This window comes from Lacinutrix sp. WUR7 (genome assembly GCF_016864015.1).
Taxonomy (GTDB): domain Bacteria; phylum Bacteroidota; class Bacteroidia; order Flavobacteriales; family Flavobacteriaceae; genus Oceanihabitans.
Map to the genome: position 1 here is coordinate 1,741,558 of NZ_CP045067.1, position 17,538 is coordinate 1,759,095.

Here is a 17,538-nt window from a genome sequence, read left to right on the forward strand (position 1 = left end):
ATGCGCCATGTGTAGAGCAGTCTTAGAAAGTGAAGATGGCCAAGCTACAGCAGCCGGTGTTAATGATGGTATTATATATTTAATGGCCTTGCCTTATATTCTAGTTGGTGGAATTGCATTCTTCATTTATAAAAAGTTTTCTAAAGCTAATGCAGAATAATTTCATTTTTCTGTAACATTTCTACATAAAAACAGTCTTACTACTATAGTGTTAAAATTTCTTAACAGTTTGTTAGCATAAATCATTTCAAGGTTTATGTAATATTGCAATGCTAATCAATCATCAATCAATCATCATGATAGAAATCAAAGATTTACACAAATCTTATCACATGGGGAATAATTCTCTTCACGTGTTAAAAGGTATTAATTTTAATGTGGAAGAAGGAGAGCTTGTGTCTATAATGGGTTCTTCCGGATCTGGAAAATCCACCTTACTTAATATTTTGGGTATGTTGGACGAAGCAGACTCAGGTTCATATACGCTAGGAAACGTTCCCATTAAAAATCTTAACGAAAAAATAGCAGCAAACTATAGAAATAAGTTTTTAGGATTCATCTTTCAATCCTTCAACTTAATCAACTACAAATCGGCATTAGACAATGTTGCCTTACCATTATACTACCAAGGTGTAAAACGAAAAGAGCGTGCAGATAAAGCAATGCACTATTTAGAAAAAGTAGGTTTGGCAGAATGGTCTCACCATTTACCAAGCGAACTTTCTGGTGGTCAAAAACAACGTGTTGCAATAGCAAGAGCATTAGCAAGTGATCCTAAAGTTTTATTAGCAGATGAACCAACAGGTGCATTAGATACGAAAACCTCTTATGAAGTTATGGATCTTATTCAAGGGATTAATGACGAAGGGAAAACAATACTTATCGTTACACATGAGCCAGATATTGCGCAAATGACAAAACGTATTGTAAACTTAAAAGATGGTTTAATTATAGACGATAGTAAAGTAGAACAAATAAGAGCTTCAGCACATGTTTGATCTAGAACGTTGGCAAGAAATATTTGATACCTTAAGTAAAAATAAGCTTCGTACTTTTTTAACAGGGCTTTCTGTAGCTTCTGGTATTTTTATATTAGTAATCCTTTTAGGTTTTAGTACCGGAATTCAAAATGGTGTTAAGTCTCAGTTTCAAAGAGACGCAACCAATTTGGTGAGTATTTGGGCTGGAACAACTACTAAAGAATATAAAGGACTAAACCCAGGAAGACGTATCCAGCTTAAAAATGATGATTTTAATGCGGTATCTAATAAATATGCGGATAATATTGAACATGAATCTTCTTTCTATACTATTTGGGGCGGATTAGTAAACTACAAAAATGAATCTGGAAATTATAGAATTCAAGGAATTTTACCAGGAAATCAATTCATTGAAAATGCAGATGTAAGCCAAGGACGCTTTATCAATATTTCAGATATTGATAACATTAAAAAAGTAGCAGTAATTGGTAATAAAGTAGCAGAAGACTTGTTTAAAGGAGAAGATCCTATAGATAAATACATCACACTTTATGGTATTAGCTTTAAAGTAGTAGGTGTTTTTTATGATCCAGGAGGAGAACGAGATGAAAGTAAGGTATTCTTGCCATTACCAACAGCGCAATTAGCTTTTAATGGAGCAGATAATATTCGTAACATGATGTTTACGTTAAAAATGGCAGACGATTTTGATCAAGCAGTTGCAGAATCTCAAGCGATCGCTGCTGCGATAGAAAATGAAATAAAGTTAAGACAAACCGTTGCTCCAGATGATACCAATGCTATACGAGTGAATAACACACTGGAACAGGCAACAAAAATATATTCTTTAGTAGACACCATAGCCGCTGTTTTTTGGTTTGTAGGTATAGGTACTATTATAGCTGGAGTAGTTGGTGTTGGTAACATTATGCTTATTATAGTAAAAGAACGTACCAAAGAAATTGGAATACGTAAAGCACTTGGTGCACAACCTTGGTCTATTGTAGGGATGATTTTACAGGAATCTGTTTTTGTAACTATGTTTTCTGGCTTATTCGGACTTATTCTTGGTTTAGGTTTACTAGAACTCGTTGGTCCACTCATAGAAAGTGATTTTATAAAATATCCACAAGTAGATTTTAATACCGCAATAACAACCGTTTTTATTTTAGTATTTGCAGGTGCTTTAGCAGGATTTATTCCAGCATATAGAGCCGCTAAAATTAGACCAATTGTAGCACTTAGAGACGAATAATATGTTTAGCAGAGATCGTTGGGACGAAATATTACAAGCACTTACAGCAAATAAGTTTAGAACTTTTTTGACTGCTTTTGGTGTGTTTTGGGGAATTACCATTCTAGTGCTACTTCTTGCATTAACAAATGGTTTAAGAAATGGGGTAACCGCAGATTTTGGAAACTTTGCTACAAACTCTATGTTTATGTGGACGCAAGGAACCACAAAAGCATACAAAGGTTTACCAAAAGGAAGACGTTTTAATTTTAAATTGGATGATGTAGAAACACTTAAACGTGAGATACCAGAATTGCGATATGTTTCTCCTAGACATCAATTAGGTGGTTTTAATGGCGCAAATAATGTGATAAGAGGAACAAAAACTGGCGCGTTTTCCATTTATGGAGATTATCCGGAATTTATCAAACAACAACCTATGGATATTCTTCAAGGACGTTTTATAAGTTATTCCGATATCGATAGTAAACGTAAAGTTTGTGTTATTGGCCAGGATGTAGTGAAGGCTATGTATGATAAAGACGAAGATGCGCTTGGTACTTATATTAAAATTAATGGCGTAAACTTTTTAGTTATAGGAACTTTTAAAGCTTCCAATAGTGGTGATGAAGAAGAAGATGCAAATACTATTTTTATGCCTTTTACTACTTTCGGACAAGCTTTTAATAGAGGAGATAGTGTAGGTTGGATGGCTATTACTGCTAAAGATGGTACTAGCGTAACTTCGGTAAAAGCTAAGATTTTAGAATTAATGCGAGCAAGCCACAAAGTGCATCCAGATGATGAACGTGCTATTGGTAATTTCGATTTATCGGAAGCATTTGGCCGTGTAAATGGTCTGTTTTCTATACTTGGAGTTGTTGGTTATTTTGTAGGTGCTTTGGTACTAATGTCTGGAATCATTGGTATTAGTAACATCATGCTTATTGTAGTGAAAGAACGTACCAGAGAAATTGGAGTAAGACGTGCTTTAGGTGCTTCGCCTTGGACTATCAAATCACAGGTATTACAGGAAAGTTTATTGCTAACTATTATTTCAGGAATGGTAGGGATATCTTTTGCTGCATTTGTGATTTTCATTTTAAATTACATTTTAGATAAGAGTGGTCCAGTAGATAATTTTGCAAACCCAAGTGTAAGTATGTCGGTAATATTTATTGCCCTATTTATATTAGTAATCTCTGGTTTATTAGCAGGATTAATTCCGGCAAATAGTGCAACAAAGATGAAGCCAGTAGACGCTTTACGTATGGAGTAAGAAGGTATTCCGTAAAGAAAAAAAAGAAATCAAATAATTAATAAACCATCCCGAATGCATACGAAGGATGTTATACGTTACAATCAAAAAACAATAAATTCAAACTCATGAAAAGAACCAAAACCCTAATCGTACTAGCAATTATTATTGCTGTTTTTGGTGGATCGCTATATTACTTATGGCAAAAAAATCAAGAAGATCCAGTTAGTTATACCACAGATACTGCTAGTGAACAAACGATAATCGTAAAAACGGTAGCAACAGGAAGTATTGTGCCAAAAGATGAAGTTTTAATTAAATCAAATATTTCTGGAGTAGTAGAAGAAATTTTTGTGGAAGCAGGAGAGTATGTAACCGCTGGAGATTTAATTGCTAAAATTAGAGTAATTCCTAATGTGTCTTCTTTAACAAATGCAAAAGGAAGTATCGCTAGTAATCAAACCGCATTACAAACGGCTAATATTAATCTGCAAACGCAACAAGTAAGTTATGATCGTCAAAAAGCATTATTTGATAAAGGCGTAATTTCAGCAAATGATTTTGAAGCTATTAATAACACGTATTTACAAGCAAAACAAAGTGTTACTCAAGCAAAAATAAATGTGAATACCGCTAGACAAAACTATGATATTGTAAAAACAGGAACTACAAGTGGTGTAGGTAATATTGCGCAAACACAAGTAAGAGCAACGGTTTCAGGAATGGTTTTAGATGTTCCAGTAAAAGAAGGAAACCAAGTAATTGAAGCGAATAACTTTAACGAAGGTACTTCTATTGCATCCTTAGCAGATGTGAAAAAAATGATTTTTGAAGGGAAAGTCGATGAAAGTGAGGTTGGTAAAATAAAAGAAGGTTTACCATTAGAAATCACCGTTGGGGCCATTGAAGATACAAAATTTGACGCTGTTTTAGATTATATAGCACCAAAAGGTGTTGCCGAAAATGGAGCCATTCAATTTGAAATAAAAGGAACACTTCAAAAAATAGATTCTATTTTTATTAGAGCTGGATTAAGCGCAAATGCATCTATTATTTTAGATAAAGCAGATAAAGTTCTAGCGATTAAAGAAGCTTTAGTACAATATGATGAAGAAACAAAAAAGCCTTTTGTAGAATTAGAAACGGGTGATCAAAAATTTGAGAGAAAAGATGTCGAACTTGGTATTAGTGATGGTATTTTTGTAGAAATTAAAAGTGGTATTTCTAAAGAAGATAAGATTAAGGTTTGGAACCAAGTTCAAGGAGTTCCTGAATACGCAAAAAAGAATTAATAAATAACTGTAACACATTTACATTTATATAGACTTATATTTTAATTTTGAAACGAGCATGTAAACGTGAATAACAATAAGAATTGAAACATGAAAAAAATAATTTTTATACTGTTTGCTTTTTTAAGCATTACAACGCAAGCCCAAGATAAAAAGTGGACGCTTCAAGAGTGCGTAAACTATGCATTAGATAACAATATCTCTGTAAAACAAAGTGAGTTAGATTTACAAAATGCAGAACTTAATAAAAAAGATGCCTTTGGTAATTTTTTACCTAGTCTTAATGCTTCTGGATCGCATTCTTGGAATATTGGATTAAACCAGAATATTACAACTGGTTTACTTGAAAATCAAACGACCCAATTTAGCTCGTTAGGATTAAATTCTAGTGTGGATATTTATAAAGGTTTAAGAAACTTCAATCAATTAAGACGTTCTAATCTAGAAATATTAGCGGGTCAATACCAATTAGATAATATAAAAGATAACATGTCGCTAAACATAGCAAATGCTTTTCTTCAAATATTATTTAATAAGGAACAACTAAAAGTATTACAAGCGCAACAAGAAATTACTCAACAAGAATTGCAACGTACTAATGACTTAGTAGAAGCTGGGTCCTTACCAAGAGGAGATTTGTTAGAAATTCAAGCAACCATTGCAACACAAGAACAACAAGTTGTAGTTGCTGAAAATGCAATTTCATTATCTAAAATAAGTTTAGCACAATTACTTTTATTAGAGGATTATGAAACTTTTGATATTGTTGATAATGAGTACCAAGTACCTCCAACTAATATTTTAAACGAGTCTCCTAAGACTATTATAGCAAAAGCTAAAGAAGCACGTTATGAGATTAAAATTGCGGAAAACAATAGTGAAATTGCAGCATATAATCTTAAAATAGCAAAAGGAGCTTTACAGCCAACACTTTCAGGGTTCTATAGTTATAGTACTAGAGCATCCTATAGTGATCAGATAACTGGTTTTAGTGTAGATTCAAGTAATCCTACAACAACGACTCAAATTGGTGTTGTAGAAGGTACAGGGCAATCTGTATTTAATACTTCTCCTAATCTTAATCCAATTTTGGGAGGTCCAGATCCAATCTTTGATCAATTTAGCGCTAATGATGGTCATAATTTTGGAGTACAATTAAGTATTCCTATCTTTAATGGCTTTGCAGTTAAAAATAATATTAGCAGAAGTAAAATAAATTTAGAGAGTACAAAGTATCAATTACAACAAGCAAATCTAGATTTAGAAACGAATGTATATCAAGCATATAATGATGCAAAAGGAACTTTAAAAGCATATGAAGCTGCTTTAAAAACGGAAGCAGCAAGAAGAGAAGCATTTAATTATTCGCAAGAAAGATATAATGTTGGTATGCTAAATGCTTTCGATTTTAGCCAATCTAAAAACAGACTTGAAAACGCGGAAAGCGAAGTAGTAAGAACCAAATACGATTATATATTTAAACTTAAAGTATTAGAATTCTATTTCGGAATTCCTATTACAGACCTAAACTAACAACCATGAGTAAGAAAACAGTAACTATTCTTGTTATTGCAGTAATTGCAGTACTAGCCCTATTAATAGGAGGAAAAAAAGCAGGATGGTTTGGTAAACAAGGTAATTTTAAGGAAGTAGAAACCAAAAAAATTGCTAGAATTGATATTATTGAAACCGTTTCTGCTACTGGGAAAATTCAACCAGAAATAGAAGTAAAACTTTCTAGTGAAGTTTCTGGGGAAGTTATTGAACTTCCAATTGTGGAAGGGCAACAGGTGAAAAAAGGAGACTTATTAGCACGTGTAAACCCAGATATTTATCAGTCTAGTTTAAACCGTTCGCAAGCATCTTTACAAAATGTTCGTTCTGGTTTAAATCAAGCGGAAGCTTCCCTTAAAGAGGCAAAGTCTAACTACGACAGAAACCAACAATTATATGATAAAGGAATTATCTCTAAAGCAGATTGGGACAAAGTAGTATCTTCTTACGAAATTGCACAAGCAAGCAAACAATCGGCATATTACAGTGTGCAAAGTTCTGCAGCAACAGTAAATGAAGCTAGAGATAACTTAAATAGAACCAATATTTATGCGCCAATGAGTGGAACCATTTCTAAATTAGATGTGGAACTTGGAGAACGTGTAGTTGGTACACAGCAAATGGCTGGAACAGAAATTATGCGTGTTGCAAACTTAACCAACATGGAAGTAGAGGTAGATGTTAACGAAAATGATATTGTTAAAGTAAACATTGGTGATTCTACAATTGTGGAAGTAGATGCATATTTAAAGAAAGAATTTAAAGGATTAGTTACAGAAATTGCAAACTCTGCAGATGGTGTTTTAACAGCAGATCAAGTAACAAATTTTAAAGTAAAAGTTAGAATTCTTGAAGAATCTTACAAAGATTTATTAGAAGGTAAAGACGAAAGTTATTCCCCTTTTAGACCAGGAATGACAGCTACAGTAGATATTATTACCAATAAACGTGAAAATGTAGTTGGTGTACCAATTAGTGCCATTGTTATTAAAACGGATACATCTTCCACTAAACAAACTAGAAAAAAAGATGCTATTAAAAGTGAAAACGAAGAAAAATTTGAATGCGTTTTTATTAAAGATGGTAGTAAGGCAAAACTTCGAGTAGTAAAAACAGGAGTGCAAGATAATTCTAATATTGAAATTATTGAAGGCTTACAAGAAGATGAAGAGATTATTACTGGACCATATAATACAGTAACAAAATCGTTGAAAAACGGGGATGATGTAGAAATTAAGAAAGTCGAAAAAACGAAAGATAAAAACCAAGACGATTAATACATATTTTGGCAATAATACTTAACATAGAAACAGCAACAACAAACTGCTCAGTCTCTCTTTCTAAAGAAGGAGAGACTTTTGCTTTACAAGAAGATAATAGTAAGCAATACTCGCATGCAGAACGTTTGCATGTGTATATAGATGACTTGTTACAACAAAATAACATAAAACCCACAGAACTGGATGCCATTGCGGTTAGTAAAGGTCCTGGTTCTTACACCGGATTACGTATTGGTGTGTCTGCAGCAAAAGGATTGTGTTTTGCGTTAGACAAGCCATTAATATCTATTTCTACCTTAGAAGCGTTAGCAAGACAGGTTAAAGTAGAAGAAGGTCTTATTGTACCAATGTTGGATGCAAGACGTATGGAGGTCTATTCTGCTATTTTTGATGCGAATTACAATACCGTTAGAAAGATTGAAGCACAGATTTTGGAGGAGCAGTCTTTTGCTAGTTATTTAGATAAGGGAAAAGTATATTTTATTGGTAACGGTGTAGAGAAAACTAAAACCCTTATCACCCATGAAAATGCCGTTTTTATAGATGATAAATTGCCATCGGCAAATGAAATGTCTGTAATAGCTTTTCATAAGTACAAAAATAATGACATAGAAGATGTTGCTTATTTTGAACCCTATTATTTAAAAGACTTTGTGGCTTTAAAGCCCAAACCTAAAGTATAAAATATAAATATGTATAAAACATAAAAAAACCTTTCCACTTTTAAAGTAGAAAGGTTTTTCTTTTTAGAAAACAAAAGCTTAATTATTCTTTATGTATTTCTACGTGATGTGGATACGGAATTTCTATTCCAGCAGCATCAAGAGCTTCTTTAACATTTTCTGTAGTTTCAAAGTAAACATCCCAATAGTGCTCTGCTTTACACCAAGGTCTTACCGCAAAATTAATTGAACTATCTGCCAATTCGGAAACATTTACAGTAGGAGCAGGATCTTTAAGTACTTTTGGATTAGCAGTTAAAACTTGCATTAAAACTTCTTTGGTTTTTTTGATATCTGAATCATAACCAACTCCGAAAGTTAAATCTACACGACGTGTACCTTCTGTACTGTAATTAATAATATTTCCGTTAGATAAAGATCCATTAGGAATAATAATTTCACGATTAGAAAGTCCTGTTAATTTCGTAGTAAAAATTTCAATTTCTTTTACAACACCAACTTCACCTTGTGCTTCAATTAAATCACCAATTTTAATTGGTTTAAAAATCATAAGTAAAACACCTCCTGCAAAATTACCAAGAGATCCTTGTAAAGCCATACCTATTGCTAAACCAGCAGCAGCTAAAAGTGCAGCAAAAGAAGTAGTTTCTACTCCTAATTTTCCAAGAATAGTTATTACTAAAAGTATTTTTAAAATCCAGCCAATTAGGTTTAATAGAAATTTTTTAAGACTTTCATCATAGTCTCTTTTATCCATTATTTTACTAGTAGCTTTTATTATTTTTTTAATAACCCAAGAACCAATAATCCATATTGCAATCGCTCCAAGAACTTTAATACCATAAGTATTTAAGAACTCGATGCCCATGTCTGTCCATTTTTGTATTTCCATAATTTTATTTTGTGATTAATTAATAATTTATTTTGCAAAAATAAGTACTTAATTAAAGAGTAGTGTTAAACAAGTACTATTTAAAAAGCTATTCTTTGAAATTCTTATTTCATCGGTGTAATTAGAAAAAGAATAACACAGATACTAATGCTAGTATTGCAGGAACAGATTGAAAGTAAAACAATTTAATTTTTTTAGTAGAATATGCGCCGTAAATACCAGCAACGATAATACAACTTAATAAAAAGACTATCATATTGGTATTATTAAAGAGTACCCCAAAAACTAATCCTGCGGCTAAAAAACCATTGTATAATCCTTGGTTTGCTGCTAATACTTTTGTTTTTTCCGCAAAATCTGTACTTTCAATACCAAAGGCTTTAATTGCTTTAGGTGTAGTCCATAAAAACATTTCTAGTACTAAAAAGTAAAAATGTTCAAAAGCTACAAAGGCTACTAATACGGTTGCTAATATGGTCATATCTATAAAAGTTTTTATAAAAGGTTATAGCCAAAGTTAGCTAAATTAAAGCAAAAAAAAAGCGCTCTATGCATAGAACGCTTATAAGATTATATACTTTTGAAATTATTTTACTTCAAAAGTTAGTTTTAAGTTTACTCTAAACTCTGTAACTTCATCATCATTAACAACTGCACTTTGCGATTGTACAAAAACAGATTTAATATTTTTCACACTTTTTGAAGCATGTTTTACTGCTTTTTTTGTTGCATCTTCCCAACTTTTGTCCGAATTAGCAAGTACTTCAATTACTTTCATTATTGCCATAATATGTATTTATTTAAGTTAAACTTTGTTTGAAACCTAAATTTACGAATAATTAATGCAAAAGTGAAATGTAATTAATACGGATCGAACTATTAGATAAAAAGCCTTTTTCGCTGTTAAAAGGAGGTTTATCCGTTTATCGCTTCCACAATCTCTACTCTACCTTTCATCATTTCTCTAAGCATGTTTTCAATACCGCTTTTTAAAGTATATGTTGAAGAAGGACAACCACTACATGCACCTTGTAAAATTACTTTCACTGTTTTGGTAGTAGGATCATACGATTCAAATTGAATGTTTCCTCCATCACTAGCTACAGCTGGTTTTACATATTCTTCTAAAATATTTATTATTTCTTTAGAGGTATCGTCTAGGTTTTCATAGGTCTTGTCTAATGCTTCCGTAGATTTTTTTACTACTTCTGGTGCATTTGCTATTACTACTTCTTTTCCGTTTTCTATAAATGTTCTAATAAATTCACGAAGTTCCATCGTGATATCATTCCAATCTGCTACTTCATATTTAGTAATAGAAACGTAGTTTTCATCTAAAAAGACACTTTTTACAAAAGGAAAGTGAAATAATTCGGAAGCTAGAGGAGAAGCTTTTGCTTCATCAATAGAAGTAAACTCAAAAGTAGCAGCAACTAATTTTTTGTTCGCTACAAATTTTATTACAGAAGGATTAGGTGTACTTTCTGCATAAACCGTTACTGGAACTTTTTTTGGCGTTGCTTCTTCTTCAACAACAATACCATCATTATTTAAATAACTTTCTATTTGTTCTGCAACTTCAGCTTGTACATCTTTCCATTCTACAATGTTAAAACGTTCTACAGCGATAAAATTACTAGTTATATATACCTTCTTTACAAAAGGAAGATAGAATAATTGTTGTGCTAAAGGAGAGTTTTTTGCTTCGTCAATGTTGTTAAACTCAAAGCTTTGGTGTTTGGTTACAAATTGGTTTAACTCAAACTTAATTATAGTAGGATTGTTGGTTTCTTGTATAGAGACTTTAAACGTATTCATTGTCTATCAATTTTTTTTGCAAAAATACTAAAAGAACTCAACAGTTATCTATATATTTAGCTTTTCTTATGTGTGTTATTATGGATTTACGACAAAGAACTCAAATCTTTAACTTTTATATCATTATTTATAAAGACTAAATTTTATATATTTGGTGACTGATAATATAATTTAATAGGAAATATTAAGTTGTAACACATGAAAGAAAGTGCATTTCTACCAATTTGCCTTGAAAAATAAAACTATGAATTTAAAAAAGTTATCCCTTTTAGCTGTTGTTATATTTTGTACACAGTTTGTAAACGCTCAAGAAGGACTCCCAATTTATACCGATTATTTAACCGATAATTACTATTTGATCCACCCATCAATGGCTGGAGCTGCAACTTGTGCAAAGCTAAGAGTAACAGGAAGACAACAATGGTTTGGTCAAGAAGATGCACCACAACTAGCAACAGTAAGTGTTAATAGCAGAATTGGTGAAACACAATCTGGTATTGGAGCTATTGTATATTCAGACAAAAATGGATATCATTCTCAAAATGGAATTTATTTAACCTACGCGCATCATTTAATGTTTTCTAGAAATGAAATTGATTTAAATCAACTTTCTTTTGGATTAAGTATAGGAATGATACAATATAAATTAGATGAGACTGCTTTTTTAAATGAGCCTTTTGATCCTATTATTGCAGGAATAGAGCAAAGCTCTACCAACTTTAATATGGACTTTGGTTTTTCTTATAACTTATATAATTTTTATGCGCATGCAACAGTAAAGAATGTGCTAAACAATAAAGGGATTAATAACGACATACATGTTACAAGTAACCTAAGACGTTATTTACTTTCTGCTGGTTATGGTTTTGGTAAGTTTGGTAGCGATTGGTCTTATGAGCCTTCTATATTGTTTCAATATAAAGATGGAACAAAAGAAGCTTCTTTTGATATTAACCTAAAAGCGTACAAGAAAATGGAGTTTGGTAAACTTTGGGGAGGGTTATCTTACAGACGTAGTTTAGATGGTGCAGAATATATTGATGGTACTAGTATTAATAGTCAGAAATTACAATACATTTCGCCAATACTAGGATTAGATTATAATAACTTTATGGTTGCATATACGTATGCATATCAAGCCAACTCTGTAGTATTTAATAATGCAGGTTTTCATCAAATAACACTTGGTTTAAACTTTAATTGTAGAAAAGAGAAATACCACTGTAACTGTCCTGCAGTTAACTAAGGAATTCCAAAATATAAAAAAAGCCTTCATAATTTATGAAGGCTTTTTTATTGCTTTTATTTTAAATTCTAAAACGAGTTCTTATTAATAAACTTGTAGTTTTTAAAAATTACTCCCAGGTATAGTTTTTCTTTTTGGCTTGTGTTTTTATTGCACCAAGCATTGCGTTTTCTAGATTGTCACTATCCCCTTTTTGTTGTTTTGCAAGATGTTGCTTACGCTTTATGTTTAAATCTTGAATTTGCGTTTGTATGGCTTCACGCTCTTTTCGTTTGGTATCTAAATAGGATTTTATTTCTGCTTCCTCTTTCCCTTTTAGTTCTTCTGGTAATTCGCTATCTTTTAATGTTTCATACGCAAAGGATTCGTCTTCACTAGCATCAATTAAATCCCAAGAAGCATTTTTATATAAATGCGAACTTTTACTCACAGCTCTACTCACCGCATTTGCTTCACTATAACCTTGTGCGTTATCATCTTGCTCTGCTTGATTTTCCATTTTTTTATTTCCATTGCTTCCATAAGCAACATAGGTTTTGTTAAGCTTTCTGTTTAGTTGCAAAATAGAATCATCATAAGGAGAAGCTACATGTACGGTTGCTCGATTATGGTTTATTGCCATATAATTACCATGTGTTAAATCGGCACCATCTTTCCAATAGCTAGAAATACCTTGGTTGTAATCTCCACAAAAAATAGTGTTTACGGTAACATCTTTGCTGTTTGCTAATGTACTAGCGTCTTTATAACTAACGCTTCCTTGTGTAAAAGGCTCATTTCCTGCGATGAATATTAATTTAAGGTCGTCTGGATTGGTTCCCCATTTTAATTGATCTATGGACGTTTTTATAACATAGCCACAAAATTCATTTCCGCCTCTTGTAGTTAGAGAAAATAATTCTTTAGAGATATCATCTAAATCTTGACTAAACGCTAATACTTGTCTGATGTAACCTTCGTCGCCATTTAAATTGTCATTACCATATTCGTATAAAGCGATTTGAAGATTTGGTTTTGCATCTTCACATTTGGCATACGAAAGCTCGTTTACAATTTCCCAAAGTTGTGCTTTTGCTTGGTCTATTAATCCGTCCATGCTATTACTCGTGTCTAGTAACAAAGCCACTTTTATAAACTGCTTGCTAGGTTCAATAGTTTTGGTTTCGTGAATCACTAAAGCCGTGTTTTGATTCTTTTCTTTGGCTTGACATGCTGTGAGGCTAACAAAAAATAAGGATAGTACACTCATTTTAAATACTGTTTTCATAGGTGTTGTTTTTTTAATTCCTAGTAAACCTATGACCAAAGTTTTTCAATTAAAAGCAACAATTAGTAAAACAGGCAAATGAGTGCGTCAAGTAACTTTTATAATTAGTTAACAGGCCTTTTAATACTTAAAAAAGAACAAAAGACAAGGATTGATGTTTTTAAGTGTTAATTAAAGTGTGTAAGTTTATACTTTGTAACTATAATAAATGAAAGACATAAAAAAATATAGTATCCTCTTCAGCTTTTTGTTTTTAAGTCACTTTTTGTTTTCGCAACAAAAGGATGAAAGTGTTGTAGAGAAACAAGAAACAAGTTTTGTGGTTCGAGGTTCTGTAAATGAAGTGGAAACTCATAAACCAATTTCTCATGTAGAAGTTTCTGTAAATGGAGGCGCTTATACAACTACTAATCTTACTGGAGATTTTAGAATTGAAGTTAAAAAAGGAGATAAGTTAATAATTAGTCATAAAGATTTTATTACTGTTAATTATACGATTAAAAATGACGAAAGAATCGTTGTTCAAGTACATCCAGAATCAGAAGAAGGCGCTTTATATAAGCGAAAAATAGCAGTTAAACCATTTAATAGTATCATCGATTCTGCGGAAGTATATTTAAAAAAAGATGCCGGAAAAAGTATTCAGTTTATAACCGAAGCATTATCACAAAGCAACGCTACCAAACAAAATGCGGAAGCGTATGAGGTTCTTGCAGATGTATATTTACATTGGAAACAATATGATTTAGCAATTTCAAACTATAAAATTAGCCTTCAAAACAATACTTTAAATGAAGTCGTTTTAAAATTAGCAAAAGCATATTATAAAAATAAAGATTACCAAGAAAGCTTACAAACCTATCAAAACATAAATCTAGCTAGTCTTTCTAACTATCAAAAAACGGTTTATTATGAAGGTTTAGGAGATGTGTACAAGAAAATTGTACAACTAGATACCGCAATTTCCAACTACAAAAAAGGACTGGCTATTGCCGAAAAACATCTTATTAAACCAAAAATCACAGACTTGAATTCTAAAATTGGTGAAGCATATAATGCAAGCGGAGAATTAAAGGAAGCAAATAACTATTTTGAAAATGCGTTAGACTTAGCGTCGCAAGAAAACAAAAAAAGAGCAGTAGAAGAGAAGGTGAAGGTTGCCGATTTTCAGAATGATAATATGGCTTACGACGATGAAATTCAGTTACGTAAAGAAGCCATTGAAGAAATTTCAGAACTAGAGTCCGATACCTTAATAGATAACGAAAGTGCTTTAACCTTACAAAAGCAAAACTATAAGATTGGAAACGCCTATTACCAACAAAAAGATTATGTAAATGCGGTTCCTTATTTAGAGAAAAGTATTGCCGAAGCAGAAAGTAGAGAAGATTTTTTAGTGAAAAAAGATGCTATCCGTAAGCTCTCTGAAACCCATAGAGATGCAGGAGATTATAACAAAGCACTAGAAACCTACATCGCTTACCAAGAAGCAGTAGATACTTTGTACGCTAAAATGGATCAGGAAATTACGCAAGCAAGAAGATTTAACAAAAGTATTGCCGAAAAGCAAAACAGAATTTCCAGCTTAGAAAGTGATCGAGCATTAAGTCTGAGTAATTACCAACTTTCTATAGAACAAAGTAAAAGACAAAAACTGATTATTTATTCCCTTTTTGGAGGTATGCTTTTATTGCTAATTGCAGCATATTTAATGTATAAATATATCAAACAACAAAAACTAGCAAACAATCTTTTGGCTTTAAAATCGCTACGAAGCCAAATGAATCCACATTTTATTTTCAATGCATTAAACTCGGTAAATAGTTTTATAGCATCCAATGATGAGCGAACGGCAAATAGATATCTTTCCGATTTTTCCCAACTCATGCGAGCCGTTTTAGAAAATAGCGAACAAGACTTTATTCCATTACAAAAAGAAGTCGATCTATTAGAACTTTATACACAATTAGAACATTTTAGATTTAAAGATAAGTTTGATTATAGCATTACCGTAGAGGATAATGTGGCTATTAATGAATTTCAAATTCCGCCAATGTTACTACAACCATATATCGAAAATGCGGTTTGGCATGGCTTACGCTATAAAGAGGAAAAAGGAAAACTAGAAATAAATATAAGCCAAAAGAGTGCAGATGAAATTACCATTGCTATTATAGATGATGGAATAGGAAGGGAAAAGTCGAAAAGCCTAAAAACCGAAAACCAGAAAAAACAAAATTCGCAAGGGATGAACAACATTAAAAAACGTGTTGCCATTTTAAACGAAATGTATAAAGATAAAGTAGATGTTTTTATTGATGATTATAAACTGGAAGGAGATAAAGGAACTAGAGTGGTAGTAACGCTGAAAAAGGATTAACGATTGAAGATTTGCGATTGTTGATGCAACAATATTTATCATTCTTAAATGGATTCCGTATCTAAAAAAACATAAGTAATAACCTTAATAAGATTCCTGCCTTCGCAGGAAGTGACCATGAAACTAAACGCCATCATAGTAGAAGACGAAAAAACAAGCAGAGATATTTTAAAAAACTATCTCGCTAAATACTGTCCTAATGTCAATATTCTAGGCGAAGCTGCAAATGTAGAAGAAGCTTTGGTATTAATTCGGAATAACGATTTAGACCTGGTTTTTCTAGATGTAGAAATGCCGTATGGTAATGCCTTCGATTTGCTTGATAAAGTTGGTGACAGAACCTTCGAAACCGTTTTTGTAACCGCTTACAATTATTATGCAATAGATGCTTTAAATGCACACGCGAGCTATTATTTAATGAAACCAATTTCTATAGACGAACTTATAAAAGCAGTAGATTATGTTGTAGAAATTAAAACCAAAGAAGACGCATTACAAGATGAAGTGTTAGTGCCAAAAACAAATACCGTAAACGGAAAAATAACCATTCCGCAACAAGATGGTTTTGAAGTTTTAGAAACTGCGAATATCTTGTATTGCAAGGCAGATGATAATTACACCGAAATATATTTAAATAACAATAAAAAGAAACTAGTAAGCAAGACGCTAAAATATTTTGAAGAAGCTTTAAATGGTTCCGGCTTTGCACGAGTACATAAAAGCTATTTGATAAACGTTAACGAAATCACCAAATACGTAAAAGGAAAAGGAGGACACGTTGTTTTAAGTAGCGGAAAAGAAATATTAGTTTCTGCATCTCGAAAAGCCGATTTACTTTCGTATTTTAAGTAATGCATTCCTGCGTTAGGCAGAAATCTAATTAATAAGAATGATGCTGTAACAGATTAAGAAGGTCTAAAATATTCGAGCGAAGCAAGAATTTATATAATACAGCTATTGTCATTTCGAGCATGTCGAGAAATCTCTAAGAATAAATTAAAACTAACATAAAGCAATTAAAGATGCCAGTAATACTACCAGTAAACAATAAACATCCACAAATACCAGAAGACTGCTTCGTAGCAGAAAACGCAACCATAGTTGGCGAAGTAAGTTTTGGAAGCCAATGTAGCGTGTGGTTTAACGCAGTCATTCGTGGCGATGTTCATTTTATAAAAATGGGCAACAAAGTCAATGTTCAAGATGGAGCAGTAATACATGCCACTTATCAAAAGTCCCCAACAACCATTGGGAATAACGTTTCTATTGGTCATAATGCCATCGTGCATGGTTGCACGATTCACGATAATGTTTTAATAGGAATGGGAAGTATTGTTATGGACGATTGTGTGATAGAAAGTAATAGTATTGTAGCAGCGGGAGCAGTAGTTACCGCAAACACTAGAGTAGAAGCAGGTACTATTTACGCAGGAGTTCCAGCTAAGAAAGTAAAAGATATTAGCAAAGAATTAATTCATGGGGAGATTAATCGCATTGCCGAAAACTATGTAAAATATTCTAGTTGGTTTAAGGAGTAATTTTTTGGCGCCTGCCTGCTGGCAGGCAGGTTACCACAGGGGGCGCGCTTTCCGTTGTATCTTTTTTTCGTGTTCTCGATACAATGCTCCTTTAGTGTATCACTCGAACTGACGTG

General features: G+C 32.4%; 17 protein-coding genes. 12 read left to right on the forward strand and 5 right to left on the reverse strand.

The genetic code is table 11. The features are described from left to right. Nucleotides 1-7 precede the first annotated feature (7 nt). The 8 genes from FG167_RS07625 (at nt 8) to tsaB (ending at nt 8,281) form a co-directional block, all read left to right on the forward strand. Nucleotides 8-160, forward strand: coding sequence for a hypothetical protein (locus FG167_RS07625; protein ID WP_370568417.1), 153 nt, complete (start codon nt 8-10; stop codon nt 158-160). A 136-nt stretch (nt 161-296) separates the two neighbouring features. After that, nucleotides 297-998 (forward strand): ABC transporter ATP-binding protein, encoded by a 702-nt coding sequence (locus tag FG167_RS07630; RefSeq protein ID WP_203460819.1) that lies wholly within the window; start codon nt 297-299, stop codon nt 996-998. Continuing rightward, the gene (locus FG167_RS07635; RefSeq protein WP_203460820.1) at nt 991-2,235 is read left to right on the forward strand and encodes an ABC transporter permease; all 1,245 of its coding nucleotides are present in this window, start codon (nt 991-993) and stop codon (nt 2,233-2,235) included. The genes FG167_RS07630 and FG167_RS07635 overlap by 8 nt, the downstream gene beginning before the upstream one ends. A 1-nt stretch (nt 2,236) precedes the next feature. Then, nucleotides 2,237-3,493, forward strand: coding sequence for an ABC transporter permease (locus FG167_RS07640; protein WP_203460821.1), 1,257 nt, complete (start codon nt 2,237-2,239; stop codon nt 3,491-3,493). Between the two features lie 107 nt (nt 3,494-3,600). After that, nucleotides 3,601-4,764 carry an efflux RND transporter periplasmic adaptor subunit gene (locus FG167_RS07645; RefSeq protein ID WP_203460822.1) on the forward strand — a complete coding sequence of 388 codons (1,164 nt, stop codon included), beginning with the start codon at nt 3,601-3,603 and terminating at the stop codon, nt 4,762-4,764. Between the two features lie 90 nt (nt 4,765-4,854). Then, nucleotides 4,855-6,297: a TolC family protein gene (locus FG167_RS07650; RefSeq protein WP_203460823.1), complete on the forward strand. Its 1,443-nt coding sequence runs from the start codon at nt 4,855-4,857 to the stop codon at nt 6,295-6,297. A gap of 5 nt (nt 6,298-6,302) precedes the next feature. Further along, entirely contained in the window at nt 6,303-7,595 is a 1,293-nt protein-coding gene (locus FG167_RS07655) for an efflux RND transporter periplasmic adaptor subunit (protein ID WP_203460824.1), read from the forward strand. A gap of 8 nt (nt 7,596-7,603) precedes the next feature. Next, on the forward strand, nt 7,604-8,281 hold the full coding sequence (gene tsaB / locus FG167_RS07660; protein WP_203460825.1) for a tRNA (adenosine(37)-N6)-threonylcarbamoyltransferase complex dimerization subunit type 1 TsaB: 678 nt from the start codon (nt 7,604-7,606) through the stop codon (nt 8,279-8,281). Nucleotides 8,282-8,363: 82 nt separating this feature from the next. Here the strand turns inward: tsaB and FG167_RS07665 are convergent, their stop codons facing one another. The 4 genes from FG167_RS07665 to FG167_RS07680 form a co-directional block, all read right to left on the reverse strand. Then, the gene (locus FG167_RS07665; RefSeq protein ID WP_203460826.1) at nt 8,364-9,173 is read right to left on the reverse strand and encodes a mechanosensitive ion channel family protein; all 810 of its coding nucleotides are present in this window, start codon (nt 9,171-9,173) and stop codon (nt 8,364-8,366) included. Nucleotides 9,174-9,294: 121 nt separating this feature from the next. After that, nucleotides 9,295-9,654, reverse strand: coding sequence for a DUF1304 domain-containing protein (locus tag FG167_RS07670; protein ID WP_203460827.1), 360 nt, complete (start codon nt 9,652-9,654; stop codon nt 9,295-9,297). 105 nt (nt 9,655-9,759) lie between these two features. Beyond that, a complete protein-coding gene (locus FG167_RS07675) occupies nt 9,760-9,960 on the reverse strand; it encodes a dodecin family protein (protein ID WP_055443742.1) in 201 nt (66 codons plus the stop codon). Between the two features lie 128 nt (nt 9,961-10,088). Next, nucleotides 10,089-10,991 (reverse strand): NifU family protein, encoded by a 903-nt coding sequence (locus tag FG167_RS07680; protein ID WP_055443741.1) that lies wholly within the window; start codon nt 10,989-10,991, stop codon nt 10,089-10,091. 244 nt (nt 10,992-11,235) lie between these two features. Between FG167_RS07680 and FG167_RS07685 the strand changes: the two genes are divergently transcribed. Further along, nucleotides 11,236-12,237: a type IX secretion system membrane protein PorP/SprF gene (locus FG167_RS07685; protein ID WP_203460828.1), complete on the forward strand. Its 1,002-nt coding sequence runs from the start codon at nt 11,236-11,238 to the stop codon at nt 12,235-12,237. Between the two features lie 109 nt (nt 12,238-12,346). Here FG167_RS07685 and FG167_RS07690 read toward each other — a convergent pair whose 3' ends face one another. Continuing rightward, on the reverse strand, nt 12,347-13,504 hold the full coding sequence (locus FG167_RS07690) for a VWA domain-containing protein (RefSeq protein ID WP_203460829.1): 1,158 nt from the start codon (nt 13,502-13,504) through the stop codon (nt 12,347-12,349). Between the two features lie 208 nt (nt 13,505-13,712). Between FG167_RS07690 and FG167_RS07695 the strand changes: the two genes are divergently transcribed. The 3 genes from FG167_RS07695 (at nt 13,713) to FG167_RS07705 (ending at nt 17,422) form a co-directional block, all read left to right on the forward strand. Further along, nucleotides 13,713-15,884, forward strand: coding sequence for a histidine kinase (locus tag FG167_RS07695; RefSeq protein ID WP_203460830.1), 2,172 nt, complete (start codon nt 13,713-13,715; stop codon nt 15,882-15,884). 117 nt (nt 15,885-16,001) lie between these two features. Next, the gene (locus tag FG167_RS07700; protein ID WP_203460831.1) at nt 16,002-16,736 is read left to right on the forward strand and encodes a LytTR family DNA-binding domain-containing protein; all 735 of its coding nucleotides are present in this window, start codon (nt 16,002-16,004) and stop codon (nt 16,734-16,736) included. Between the two features lie 170 nt (nt 16,737-16,906). Beyond that, complete coding sequence (locus tag FG167_RS07705) at nt 16,907-17,422, forward strand: gamma carbonic anhydrase family protein (RefSeq protein ID WP_203460832.1); 516 nt, start codon at nt 16,907-16,909, stop codon at nt 17,420-17,422. The last annotated feature ends 116 nt before the right edge of the window (nt 17,423-17,538 follow it).